Raw genomic sequence first — 12,044 nt, 5'->3', positions numbered from 1 at the left:
TCCAATGGAAGTCATTCTTCTGGAACGCATTGGCCGCCTCGGCCAGATGGGCGAAACCGTCAAGGTCAAGGACGGCTATGCCCGTAACTTCCTGCTCCCGCAGGGCAAGGCTCTTCGTGCCAACGAAGCCAACAAGAAGAAGTTCGAAGGCCAGCGCGCTCAGCTCGAAGCCCAGAACCTGGAACGCAAGAACGAAGCAAGCGCCGTTGCTGAAAAGCTCAGCGGCCAGAGCTTCATCGTTGTGCGTTCGGCTGGTGAAACCGGCCAGCTCTACGGTTCGGTTTCGACCCGCGACATCGCCGACATTATCACGGCAAACGGCTTCACCCTGCACCGCAACCAGGTTGAACTGAACCATCCGATCAAGACGATCGGCCTGCACGAAGTTTCGATTTCGCTGCATCCGGAAGTTCAGGTTGAAGTGACCGTCAACATCGCTCGTTCGAACGAAGAAGCTGAACGTCAGGCAAAGGGTGAAGACCTCACCTCGATCGAAGCCATCTACGGCATCGAAGAAGCTCCGCTTGCCGAAGAAATCTTCGACGAAGACGAAGAAGCTGAAGACCAGGCTTAATTAGCCACCTATTATCTCCGGAATGCCAGCTTTGTCAGCAGGCGTTCCAATGGTGGTAAACTTTAAATGATCATGCCCGGCGGCCTCCGCCGGGCATTTTCTCTTTCCAGAACGGGAAAACTGCCTATTCTTCTCCTTGGTAATGTATTGGAGAGGGTGCAGACGGAAACGTCCGCGTTGCTTAAGACAGCGTTCCCAAGGCCGGTAGACCTGATGGATCACTGCCTGAAAATCTAATGACAGTGTGGCTCTGACAGAGGATACACAAGCCGCCTGCCATGCAACCGCATGGATGCTACGCCTGCCTCATCCATAAAAGGAGATGGGGCCGATGTATGGAATGATGCGTACTGTTCTTTCGCATATGATTAAAACCGGCGATCTGACGGTCACCGATTCTAGTGGTGCGCGTTCGCAGTATGGCGACAAGACCGGTGTGCCGGTTCATATACACTTCAAGACAAAGCACGCCGAGCGCGCCGTAGCGCTCGACCCCGAACTGAAGCTCGCCGAATGTTTCATGGACGGCGAGATCGACTTTCTGGAAGGTGATATCTACACGCTGCTCCAGATCGTGTTCGAAAATACCGGGCCGACAGTGGCGATAGAGCCGTGGATGAAGGCGTTGGCAAAGCTGCGCATTCTGTTCCGCCGCTTCCAGCAGATGAACACGATTGCGCGTTCGTCTGACAATATCAAAAGCCATTACGACCTGTCCGGCGAGCTTTACGACCTGTTTCTCGATCCGGACAAGCAATATTCCTGCGCCTATTTCGAAACACCAAATGCAACGCTTGCCGAAGCGCAACTCGCCAAGAAGCGCCATATCGCAGCGAAATTGCTGGTGAAGGAAGGCCACAAGGTGCTCGATATCGGCTGCGGCTGGGGCGGCATGGGCCTTTATCTCGCCCGCCACCTCAAGGCCAATGTGACCGGTGTGACCTTGTCGGAAGAACAGCACGGCATTGCCAATCAGCGAGCCACGGATGAAGGGCTTTCGGATCGCGCCAAGTTCGAACTGACTGACTATCGCAACATCGATGACAAGTTCGACCGGCTGGTTTCAGTCGGTATGTTCGAGCATGTCGGTGTCGGCCATTTTGCGGAATATTTCCAGCATGTGGCGCGACTGATGAAGCCGGACGGCGTGTTCCTGCTGCATGCCATCGGGCGTGCCGACGGGCCGGGCGCGACCAATCCGTTCATCCGCAAATACATCTTCCCGGGCGGTTATATCCCTGCTTTGTCGGAAGTACTGCCGCATATCGAAAAGGCCGGACTCTATGTCACCGACATCGAAATCCTGCGGCTGCATTATGCGGAAACGCTCAAAGCCTGGCGTGAGGCCTTCATGGCCAATCGTGAGCGGGCCAAGGCACTTTATGACGAACGCTTCTGCCGCATGTGGGAGTTTTATCTTGCCGCATCGGAAAGCGCGTTCCGCTGGCAGAACATGATGGTGTTCCACATCCAGATTGCGCACCGGCAGGAATCGGTTCCGCTGACGCGCAACTATATCGAAGCGGAAGAAAAGCGCCTGAAGCGGCTCGACAGCGCACCAAGGGGGGCCAATAGCGAGGCCCGCGCCGTCAAGAAAAGCATGAATGCCTGATCCGGCAAGCGCCGGTTCACGTTATCAAAAAGGGCTGCCGTCTCCGGCAGCCCTTTTTACGTTACTCGCCCTTCGCCACTCCGGCCTCCCACTTGTCCCAATGGGCGACGATATCATCGACCAGCGGCGAACCGACCAGATAGATGCTCTGCACCGTCTCTGCGAAACCGCCTGCCGTCTGACCCGGCGCCGGATCGAGGTGCTGCAAGGTGGTTTCATTCGGGTTGCCCTGATCGAAATTCACCGCGCCGCGCAGGCTGGCAATACGATCCGTGCCGAACTGACGCTTGATGACCAGCGTGATCGCAGCCGCTTCCATTTCGGTCACGAGATAATCATCGGCACCGTAAAGATGCGCGATGTATTGCGCTTCTTTCGACAGGCCCGGGCCATGAAAGAACGTATCGCCAGTCATATGCGTGCCGGTCTTCAGCGACGGCTTGGCCTGCGCGGCCTTGTCCGGATACCGCATGCGGTAGTTCTGGGCTGCCTGCGAATCGCGCAGCTCCACCTTCGAGCCAAGGCGCACGGCAGCCGCGATCAGATCGGGGTTGAGCTTGAAGACGCGATAGTCCTCATAGCCCTTGCGCGGCATGAAAACCGGTTCGCCGGGTTTGCCTTCTTCCGGCGCCCAGCGATGGCCGAGATCGTAATCGACCAGCCATGTCGCCCAACTGACATCGCCGATGGTGCCGAGCGATGGCGGCGTGCCGCCAACACCCGACAGAATGTAATAGCTCTTCGAGAAGTCGAAGGCCGGATCGAGCAGAATCGCCTGCATGCTGGAGGATGAATTGACCTTGCCCATGCCCAGCACCGAGCCGCAGACACCGTCATCATTACAATAGACCGGCTTCAGCGTGCCTTTCACTTCGATGGGCTTGGCGTCTTTCCAATAGCGCTCATACCACCATTGAAACTCGCCAGCGCGGTCACCGCTGTTCTGCCCGATCTCGAACATGGCTGCGATGAAGACCTTGACCTTGATCGGTTCAGCCGCAGCAGCCGGTGCCGTAAACGAAGCGAGATAGGCCAGGCAGGAAAGCCCGGCCGCGATCAGACGATGCCGCATGAATGAACCTTGCGTGAGGAGCCCGCCGCCGGAATCACACATGATCCGGGGTAGATGAATTTTGATGATCCGATACAGAGTAATATCCACCGTTCATCACGGCAACGCCCGTCAAGAACATAGCGTCCATGCGCAGGCGCAAACTGTGAATCAGTGTGAATCATGGTATAGCTTATCCCTTCCAGCAGGAATCATCCGAAGCCGCGTTGCGTTTGGCATCACATGACGGTTAGCTGGCAGCATCAGGGACAGGATCAAGAATCATGGCGGAAGCGGCGGTACGCAAACTCGAGGATGTGCGCGATCAGAAAGACGCACTCTATCGGGAAGCACCACACAATATCGAAGCGGAACAGGCATTGCTGGGTGCAATCCTGATCAACAACGATGCCTTTTACCGCATATCGGACTTCCTGAAGCCGACCCATTTCTTCGAGCCGCTGCATCGCCGTATTTACGAGATCACCACCGATCTCATCCGCGTCGGCAAGATGGCCAATCCGGTCACGATGAAGACCTTCCTGCCTGACGGCAAGGTGGGCGATCTTTCCATATTCCAATATGTCACGCGACTGGCCACCGAGGCCGTGACCGTCATCAATGCTGCGGATTATGGCCGCGCGATCTACGATCTGGCGACCCGCCGCGCGCTGATCGGGATCGGCGAGGACATGGTCAATGTCGCCTATGACGCAGCGGTCGACAACGCACCGCAGGAGCAGATCGAGGACGCCGAGCGCCGCCTGTTCGAACTGGCCGAAACCGGCCGTTATGATGGCGGTTTCCTGCCGTTCAAGGACGCCGTGACCACCGCCGTGGACATGGCCAATGCCGCTTTCATGCGCGATGGACACCTGTCCGGCGTGTCGACCGGCATTCATACGCTGGACGGCAAGATGGGCGGCTTGCAGCCTTCCGACTTGATCATCCTCGCCGGACGTCCGGGCATGGGTAAAACCTCGCTCGCCACCAATATCGCCTTCAACATCGCCAATTCCTATGAGCCGGACCAGCAGGCCGATGGAACGGTGAAAGCCAAGAATGGCGGCGTGGTCGGCTTCTTCTCGCTCGAAATGTCGGCAGAACAGCTCGCCACCCGTATTATTTCCGAGCAGACGGAAGTGTCGTCCTCGAAAATCCGTCGTGGTGATATCACCGAGACCGATTTCGAAAAGCTGGTCGCCTGCTCGCAGGTGATGCAGAAAATCCCGCTCTATATCGACCAGACCGGTGGTATTTCCATCGCGCAGCTGGCCGCCCGCGCCCGTCGTCTCAAGCGCCAGCGCGGCCTTGATGTTCTGGTGATCGACTACGTACAGCTGATGACCGGCTCGTCGAAGGCCTCGGCACAGAACCGCGTGCAGGAAATCACCGAAATCACCACCGGCCTGAAGGCGCTCGGCAAGGAACTGAATGTTCCGATCATCGCGCTTTCACAGCTCTCGCGTCAGGTGGAAAGCCGAGACGACAAGCGTCCGCAGCTCTCCGATCTTCGTGAATCGGGTTCGATCGAGCAGGACGCCGACGTGGTGCTGTTCGTGTTCCGCGAGGAATATTACGTCAAGAACCTTGAGCCGCGCGACGAGTTCGACCCGAAATACGAAGAATGGAAGCAGCATTTCGAAAAAGTGCGCGGCACTGCCGATGTCATCATCGCCAAGCAGCGTCACGGACCGACCGGAACGGTCAAGCTCGCCTTCCAGTCCGAATTCACGCGATTTGCAGATCTGGCCGAGGGTTCCTATCTTCCCGAACAGTATGAATAATATCTCTTCGAAAAGGGCGCGTCTCTGATGGCCAAGGCGCGCATTCAGTTCATCTGCCAGAATTGCGGCACAGTGCATACGCGCTGGGCGGGCAAGTGCGATTCCTGCGGCGAGTGGAACACGCTCGTCGAGGAAGGCACCAATAGCGGCATCGGCTCCGGTCCGGGCGCCATGTTGTCGAAGCGCAAGGGTCGCGCCGTGGCGCTGACCTCGCTTTCCGGTGACATTGAAGATGCCCCGCGCATTATTTCCGGCATCAGCGAACTCGACCGGGTGACTGGCGGCGGTTTCGTGCGCGGTTCGGCGCTGCTGATTGGCGGCGATCCCGGCATCGGCAAATCCACACTTCTGACGCAGGCGGCAGCAGCCCTTGCCAATCGCGGCCACCGCATCGTCTATGTTTCGGGCGAAGAAGCCGTCGCACAGATCCGCCTGCGCGCGCAGCGTCTCGGCGTCGCCACATCCGCAGTAGAACTTGCTGCCGAAACCAATGTCGAAGACATCATCGCCACCATTTCCGATGGCAAACGCCCCGATCTGGTCATCATCGATTCGATCCAGACCTTGTGGACCGATATGGCGGATTCAGCACCCGGCACGGTTACGCAGGTGCGATCCTCGGCGCAAGCGATGATCCGTTACGCCAAGCAGACAGGCGCTGCGGTGGTGCTGGTCGGCCACGTCACCAAGGACGGCCAGATTGCCGGCCCGCGCGTGGTCGAGCACATGGTCGATGGCGTTCTCTATTTCGAAGGCGAAGGCGGGCATCATTACCGCATCTTGCGCACAGTGAAGAACCGCTTCGGCCCCACCGACGAAATCGGCGTTTTCGAAATGTCCGATGGCGGCTTGCGCGAAGTGTCCAATCCGTCCGAGCTTTTCCTTGGCGAACGCAACGAGAAAGCACCGGGAGCTGCGGTTTTCGCCGGTATGGAAGGCACGCGCCCGGTTCTGGTGGAAATTCAGGCCCTTGTCGCCCCCTCCTCTCTCGGCACGCCACGCCGCGCTGTCGTGGGCTGGGATGGCGGGCGTCTCGCCATGATCCTCGCCGTGCTGGAATCGCATTGCGGGGTGCGTTTTGGGCAGCATGACGTCTATCTGAATGTTGCGGGCGGCTACCGGATCAGCGAACCGGCTGCCGATATTGCCGTTGCTTCGGCGCTCGTTTCCTCGATGGCCGGTATTGCCCTTCCGCCAGATTGTGTTTATTTCGGCGAAATCAGCCTTTCCGGTGCTGTTCGTGCGGTGACGCATGCAGTACAGAGATTGAAGGAAGCGGAGAAACTCGGCTTCCGGCAGGCGGAAGTACCAAGCGGTAGCGGCGAACTCTGGAAAGATCGCAGCTTCCGTCTTATGGAAACAGCCGCCCTGCCCGACCTCGTTGCACGCATTGCAGCATCGGGTGCCGGAAAGAAGTAATAATCGGGAATGTGAAGCTGGAAGGTTCTGTCAACCTTCCAGTGGTAAGCTTCCGCGTCTTTGACTGCCCTGCGCACCGGAACGCTTGCGCGAAAAACTAAGGACAGGCCAGAATGCCCATAACCATGCTTGATGGAATTCTACTCGGGATAACGCTGGTATCAGCGGTTCTGGCGATGGTGCGCGGTTTTTCCCGCGAAGTACTGTCGCTCGTATCCTGGGCTGCGGCAGCAGCTGCCGCTTTCCTATTCTATAAGCCGGTGCTGCCCTACATAAAGCCCTATATCAACAACGAAACTCTTGCGATGATCGCCGCCATGGCTGCGGTTTTCCTCGTGGTGCTGATCATCGTTTCGCTGATCACCATGAAGATCGCGGATTTCATCATCGACAGCCGCATCGGCGCGCTCGACCGCACGCTGGGCTTCCTGTTCGGCGCCGCACGCGGTGTTCTGCTGATGGTCGTCGCCATGCTGTTCTTCAACTGGGCGGTGCCGGATAACCAGCCTGCCTGGATCACCAATGCGAAATCGAAGCCGATGCTCGATTCCTTCGGCGAACAGCTGCGCAATCTCCTGCCTGCCGACCCTGAATCGATGGTTGAAAAATTCAAGCCGCAGCGCAACGCACCGGCCACCGGCGATCAGGAAGAAGCACCTGTTCCGGATGACGCGCCAGCGCAGCAATAATCAGAATCTGATGTGAAAAATTGAAACCGGCTTGTGCCGGTTTCATCTGTTTTTGGCCCCAATGAAGGCCTATATGATCAGCTTAACTGACGCGGGTTCAAGGGATCGCTTTCAAAACAGCGTCCTTTCATGTAAATGTTGTTTTTAACAACCCGCAATCGAAAGGCCTTGCGGACAATGTTCCAACAATCGCATGATGAGACTTCCTTTATGCTGGATGACGACACCCTGCATGAAGAGTGTGGTGTATTCGGCATTTTGGGTCATGAGGACGCCGCGGCGCTGACAGCGCTCGGTCTGCACGCCCTTCAGCATCGCGGACAGGAAGCCGCCGGTATTGTGTCCTATCACAATCGCCGCTTCCACTCTGAACGCCATATGGGCCTCGTTGGCGACCATTTCACCGACGCCGCCACGCTGAACCGCCTGCCCGGCGACCGCGCCATCGGCCATGTGCGCTATTCCACGACCGGCGAAACGATCCTGCGCAATGTGCAGCCGCTTTTCGCAGAACTGGAAGTCGGCGGCATTGCGATTGCCCATAACGGCAATTTCACCAACGGCATCTCGCTGCGCAAACAGCTCATCGCTTCAGGCGCGATCTTTCAGGCGACTTCCGACACGGAAGTCGTTTTGCATATGATCGCCCGTTCGCGTTTCGCCTCGTCTTCCGACCGTTTCGTGGATGCGATCCGTCAGGTTGAAGGCGGCTACGCCATGCTGGCGCTGACCCGCACCAAGCTGATCGCCGCGCGCGACAGCATCGGCATTCGTCCGCTCGTCATGGGCGAACTGGATGGCAAGCCGATCTTCTGTTCGGAAACCTGCGCCCTCGACATCATTGGCGCGAAATACATTCGCGACGTTGAAAATGGCGAAGTGATCGTCTGCGAAATCCAGCAGGACGGCTCGATCACCACCCAGTGCATCAAGGCGGAAAACCCGCAGCCGGAACGTCTGTGCCTGTTCGAATATGTCTATTTCGCCCGTCCGGATTCGGTCGTCGGCGGACGCAGCGTCTATGTCGCGCGCAAGAATATGGGTATCGAACTGGCTGATGAGGCCGGTGTCGAAGCCGATGTCATCGTGCCGGTGCCCGATGGCGGCACGCCTGCGGCGCTCGGCTTTGCGCAGGCAAGCGGCATTCCGTTCGAATATGGCATCATCCGCAACCATTATGTCGGTCGCACTTTCATTGAGCCGACCCAGCAGATTCGCGCTTTGGGCGTGAAGCTGAAGCATTCGGCCAATCGCGCGATGATCGAAGGCAAGCGTGTTGTTCTGGTGGATGATTCCATCGTGCGCGGCACCACCTCGGTCAAGATCGTGCAGATGATGCGCGATGCCGGCGCGAAGGAAGTGCATATGCGCGTGGCAAGCCCGATGATCTATCATCCGGATTTCTACGGCATCGACACGCCGCACGCCGACAAGCTTCTCGCCAACCAGCATGAAGATCTGGAATCCATGTGCCGTTACATCGGTGCGGATTCGCTGGCCTTCCTGTCTATCGACGGTCTCTACAAGGCGGTCGGCGGCAAGGCGCGTGATCCGAAGGCGCCTGCCTTCACCGATCACTACTTCACGGGCGATTACCCGACCCGCCTTCTCGATCAGGAAGGCGAAAGCAACATCCACACGCTGTCGCTGCTCGCCAGCAACGGCTAACGCACATTCGCGAACTGGGCGGCCTGCGGGCCGCTCCAATCCTTCACATAAAAAGTCATTGGGGACGGAATGACAATCGACCTTACGGGCCGGCTGGCCTTGGTAACGGGCGCATCGCGCGGCATCGGGTATTTTCTTTCACTGGAACTGGCGAAACGCGGCGCGCATGTGATCGCGGTTGCGCGGACCGTCGGCGGGCTTGAAGAGCTGGACGACGATATTCGCAAGCTCGGCGGCAATGCGACTTTGGTGCCGCTCGACATCACCGATATGGAAGCCATCGACCGTCTTGGCGGCTCGATCCACGAGCGCTGGGGCAAGCTTGATATCATGGTCGCCAATGCGGGCGTGCTGGGCACCATCTCGCCAATCGGTCATGTGGAAGCAAAGACCTTTGAAAAGGTCATGAATGTCAACGTGACGAGCGTCTGGCGTCTCATCCGCTCCACCGATCCGCTGCTGCGCCTTTCCGATGCCGGACGCGCCATTCTGCTGTCATCGGGCGTTGCACATAGCTGCCGCGCCTTCTGGGGGCCCTATGCGGCTTCCAAGGCAGCTGTCGAGGTCATGGCCCGCAGCTGGGCTGAAGAGACCAAGCAGATGGCTCTGAACGTCAACTCAGTCAATCCCGGAGCAACCCGCACGGCCATGCGCGCACAGGCGATGCCCGGCGAAGACCCGGACACCCTGCCGACACCGCAGGATGTGGCCGAAAAGATCGTCAAGCTTGCCGATCCGGCGCTCGACGTCACGGGCAAGCTGTTTGACGTGCGTCAGGACCGCTTCCTCGACTATCATATGCCGTCGTAATGCTTTTTAGCTGGCCTTGCTAATCTGCTGGGCCAGCGATACTTTACTGATATTAGCTCCCCTCGCCGCCTTGTCTTCGGCCTTTTTTAGCGGGCTTTTTCCCTCTCCCCTTCCAAAGAAATCTATCGTCACCGGCATGCGCCTTTCGCACGCCGCAACGCAATTTATTGTCTGGAGAACAGAATGGCTGACACCCATGCACGATTTCTTGTCATCAGCGGCGGTCCCGGATCGGGCAAGAGCACGCTGATCAATGCGCTCGAACAGCGAGGTTTTGCGCGCACCGTGGAAGCCGGGCGCGCCATCATTCAGGATCAGGTTGCCATAGGCGGCACGGCCCTACCCTGGGACGACCGCGCGCTCTTTGCCGAACTGATGTTGTCGTGGGAAATGCGGTCACATCGCTCGGCACAAGACCAAACAGAGCCGGTCTTCTTTGATCGCGGTGTGCCGGATGTGATCGGTTATCTTTCGCTCTGCAGCCTGCCGGTGCCTTCACATATGGAAGCGGCTGCGCAGCAGATTCGTTATAACAAAACGGTATTTCTCGCCCCGCCATGGCCGGAAATTTTCAGGCAGGATGCCGAACGCAAACAGGACTTCGATGAGGCTGTGCGAACATTCACAGCGATGGAGACAATCTATCGCCGGTTCGGATATGAAATCGCGCTCCTGCCGAAAACTTCGGTCGAGGAGCGCGTTGAGTTCATTCTGGAAAAACTGCCGTCACTTGTCTTCTGACGGTGACGGCTTTTCTTCTTCGCTATCGGTCGCCGGTTCTGCCGCCGCAGCGCGATCCGCTGCCTCGCGACGGTTCCATGCGGCAAGGCTGAACGGCAGGAAAGCCAGATAGACCAGAGCCGTCAGGCTCAGCGTCTGCCATGTGAAGCTCATCAGGAACGCCACATAAACAACCACGCAGAGGATCAGCGGCATAACGATATCGCGGCGCACGAGGCTGCCCGCCGATTTGCCGTTATAAACCGGCAGACGGCTGACCAGCAGGAACGCGATGGCCACGGTATAAATGGCAACGCCAAAGGCCAGCCCGCGCGAGGGCGTCAGGCCGAGAAAACCGAGATAGACCGGCAACAGCACCAGCATGGCGCCAGCGGGCGCGGGCACGCCGATGAAATAGTTGCTCTGCCAGGCGGGCCGGTTCGGGTCTTCCAGCATCACATTGAAGCGCGCCAGACGAAGGCAGCAGGCAATCGCATAGAGAAGACCGGCAATCCAGCCGAAGGAACGCGCCTGATCCAGCATGAATGCATAAAGCACCAGCGCGGGCGCAACGCCAAAATTGACGATATCGGCGAGGGAATCCATCTGCTCGCCGAATTTCGACGAGCCTTTCATCATGCGCGCAACACGACCGTCGATACCATCGAGAAATGCCGCGACCAGCACCATGGCGACGGCCAGCTCAAAGCGGTTTTCAAAGGCAAGACGAATGCCGGTCAGACCGGCACAAATGGCCAGAACCGTGATGAGGTTCGGAATAACGATACGCAGCGGTATCTGCGACAGCTTTGGGCCGCGGGATGAATCCACGCGGCCATTGGGCTCAAAAGGCGGAAAGGGTGTTCCCATGTTCTATGCAATCCGGACAACGGGTTCGCTGCGGTTGCTGCCGTAATCGGCAAGCACCGTTTCACCGGCAACAGCCGTCTGACCCACGGCAACGCGCACAGTCGCATCGGCTGGCAGGTAAACATCGACGCGCGAACCGAAGCGAATAAGGCCGAAACGCTCGCCAACCGACAAATCGTCGTTCTGGCTCGACCAGCACACGATGCGGCGCGCCACCAGACCGGCGATCTGCACCACGCCGACTTTGCCATGCGGGCTTTCGATCAGAACGCTGTTGCGTTCATTTTCGGTGCTGGCCTTGTCCAGTTCCGCATTGAGGAACTTGCCCGGGCGATGCTCGACCTTGACGATCTGACCGCGAACCGGCGAGCGGTTGATGTGCACGGAAAAGACATTCATGAACACGGAAACGCGCATCAGCGGCTCGAGGCCCAGATCAAGCTCTGCAGGCGGGATGGCCGGGCCGACGAAAGAGACCTTGCCGTCCGCCGGGCTGATGACGAGATCGTCGTCCATCGGCGTCACGCGTTCGGGATCGCGGTAGAAATAGATGCACCAGACCGTGAGCACCATGCCGATCCAGAAAAGCGGGTTCCACAACCAGCCAAGGATCAGCGAAACCACGAAAAAGCCCGCTATGAACGGATAGCCTTCCCGATGAATCGGCGCGAAAGTGTTGCGGATAGTGTCAGTCAGGCTCATCGCTTGTTCCTCGTATTTAGAGCGCATCCGATCTGGCTTCACCAGACCGGCGCTCTAAATCGTTGCTCGGGCCGCATTTGTGCGCAGCCAAATGTTCCCATTTGGCTGCAAAACGCTTTAGCCGTATGTAGCGCATGACTCC

11 protein-coding genes are annotated in these 12,044 nt (G+C 58.2%); 8 read left to right on the top strand and 3 right to left on the bottom strand.

Annotated elements, in window-relative coordinates; translation table 11 throughout:
* The first annotated feature begins 4 nt into the window (after nt 1–4).
* Both rplI and FHW03_RS22095 read left to right on the top strand, forming a co-directional pair.
* On the top strand, nt 5–574 hold the full coding sequence (gene rplI, locus FHW03_RS22100) for a 50S ribosomal protein L9 (RefSeq protein WP_182522609.1): 570 nt from the start codon (nt 5–7) through the stop codon (nt 572–574).
* Nucleotides 575–905: 331 nt separating this feature from the next.
* A complete protein-coding gene (locus FHW03_RS22095) occupies nt 906–2,186 on the top strand; it encodes a cyclopropane-fatty-acyl-phospholipid synthase family protein (RefSeq protein WP_182522608.1) in 1,281 nt (426 codons plus the stop codon).
* A 61-nt stretch (nt 2,187–2,247) separates the two neighbouring features.
* On the opposite strand, the gene FHW03_RS22090 is transcribed toward FHW03_RS22095, so the two are convergent.
* The gene (locus tag FHW03_RS22090) at nt 2,248–3,258 is read right to left on the bottom strand and encodes a purine nucleoside permease (protein ID WP_182522607.1); all 1,011 of its coding nucleotides are present in this window, start codon (nt 3,256–3,258) and stop codon (nt 2,248–2,250) included.
* A 263-nt stretch (nt 3,259–3,521) separates the two neighbouring features.
* Here FHW03_RS22090 and FHW03_RS22085 point away from each other — a divergent pair, with 263 nt between their 5' ends.
* The 6 genes from FHW03_RS22085 to FHW03_RS22060 all read left to right on the top strand — a co-directional run bounded on the left by FHW03_RS22085 (nt 3,522) and on the right by FHW03_RS22060 (nt 10,351).
* Complete coding sequence (locus FHW03_RS22085) at nt 3,522–5,024, top strand: replicative DNA helicase (RefSeq protein WP_182522606.1); 1,503 nt, start codon at nt 3,522–3,524, stop codon at nt 5,022–5,024.
* A 27-nt stretch (nt 5,025–5,051) separates the two neighbouring features.
* Entirely contained in the window at nt 5,052–6,443 is a 1,392-nt protein-coding gene (gene radA, locus FHW03_RS22080) for a DNA repair protein RadA (RefSeq protein WP_109368472.1), read from the top strand.
* A 113-nt stretch (nt 6,444–6,556) separates the two neighbouring features.
* Nucleotides 6,557–7,132 (top strand): CvpA family protein, encoded by a 576-nt coding sequence (locus FHW03_RS22075; protein ID WP_182522605.1) that lies wholly within the window; start codon nt 6,557–6,559, stop codon nt 7,130–7,132.
* Between the two features lie 177 nt (nt 7,133–7,309).
* Nucleotides 7,310–8,800 (top strand): amidophosphoribosyltransferase, encoded by a 1,491-nt coding sequence (gene purF, locus FHW03_RS22070; RefSeq protein WP_182522604.1) that lies wholly within the window; start codon nt 7,310–7,312, stop codon nt 8,798–8,800.
* Nucleotides 8,801–8,869: 69 nt separating this feature from the next.
* Nucleotides 8,870–9,610 (top strand): SDR family NAD(P)-dependent oxidoreductase, encoded by a 741-nt coding sequence (locus tag FHW03_RS22065; protein ID WP_182522603.1) that lies wholly within the window; start codon nt 8,870–8,872, stop codon nt 9,608–9,610.
* 183 nt (nt 9,611–9,793) lie between these two features.
* Entirely contained in the window at nt 9,794–10,351 is a 558-nt protein-coding gene (locus FHW03_RS22060) for an AAA family ATPase (protein WP_182522602.1), read from the top strand.
* Here the strand turns inward: FHW03_RS22060 and pssA are convergent.
* Together pssA and FHW03_RS22050 are read right to left on the bottom strand one after the other, a co-directional pair.
* Nucleotides 10,337–11,200, bottom strand: a complete 864-nt coding sequence (gene pssA / locus FHW03_RS22055; RefSeq protein ID WP_182522601.1) for a CDP-diacylglycerol--serine O-phosphatidyltransferase — start codon at nt 11,198–11,200, stop codon at nt 10,337–10,339. The two genes, FHW03_RS22060 and pssA, sit on opposite strands and share 15 nt — an antisense overlap.
* 3 nt (nt 11,201–11,203) lie before the next feature.
* Nucleotides 11,204–11,929 carry a phosphatidylserine decarboxylase gene (locus tag FHW03_RS22050; protein WP_182522600.1) on the bottom strand — a complete coding sequence of 242 codons (726 nt, stop codon included), beginning with the start codon at nt 11,927–11,929 and terminating at the stop codon, nt 11,204–11,206.
* Nucleotides 11,930–12,044 lie beyond the last annotated feature (115 nt).

Source organism: Ochrobactrum sp. RH2CCR150, from assembly GCA_014138095.1.
Lineage (GTDB): Bacteria > Pseudomonadota > Alphaproteobacteria > Rhizobiales > Rhizobiaceae > Brucella > Brucella gambitense.
Note: the sequence above shows the minus strand (reverse complement) of the source record. Positions and strands in the feature narration are given on the sequence as shown.

What these genes read in the sequence shown, in the direction of transcription:
- rplI (WP_182522609.1), top strand. Translation starts at nt 5, where the DNA reads ATGGAAGTCATTCTTCTGGAACGCATTGGCCGCCTCGGCCAGATGGGC.
- FHW03_RS22095 (WP_182522608.1), top strand. Translation starts at nt 906, where the DNA reads ATGTATGGAATGATGCGTACTGTTCTTTCGCATATGATTAAAACCGGC.
- FHW03_RS22090 (WP_182522607.1), bottom strand. Translation starts at nt 3,258, where the DNA reads ATGCGGCATCGTCTGATCGCGGCCGGGCTTTCCTGCCTGGCCTATCTC.
- FHW03_RS22085 (WP_182522606.1), top strand. Translation starts at nt 3,522, where the DNA reads ATGGCGGAAGCGGCGGTACGCAAACTCGAGGATGTGCGCGATCAGAAA.
- radA (WP_109368472.1), top strand. Translation starts at nt 5,052, where the DNA reads ATGGCCAAGGCGCGCATTCAGTTCATCTGCCAGAATTGCGGCACAGTG.
- FHW03_RS22075 (WP_182522605.1), top strand. Translation starts at nt 6,557, where the DNA reads ATGCCCATAACCATGCTTGATGGAATTCTACTCGGGATAACGCTGGTA.
- purF (WP_182522604.1), top strand. Translation starts at nt 7,310, where the DNA reads ATGTTCCAACAATCGCATGATGAGACTTCCTTTATGCTGGATGACGAC.
- FHW03_RS22065 (WP_182522603.1), top strand. Translation starts at nt 8,870, where the DNA reads ATGACAATCGACCTTACGGGCCGGCTGGCCTTGGTAACGGGCGCATCG.
- FHW03_RS22060 (WP_182522602.1), top strand. Translation starts at nt 9,794, where the DNA reads ATGGCTGACACCCATGCACGATTTCTTGTCATCAGCGGCGGTCCCGGA.
- pssA (WP_182522601.1), bottom strand. Translation starts at nt 11,200, where the DNA reads ATGGGAACACCCTTTCCGCCTTTTGAGCCCAATGGCCGCGTGGATTCA.
- FHW03_RS22050 (WP_182522600.1), bottom strand. Translation starts at nt 11,929, where the DNA reads ATGCGCTCTAAATACGAGGAACAAGCGATGAGCCTGACTGACACTATC.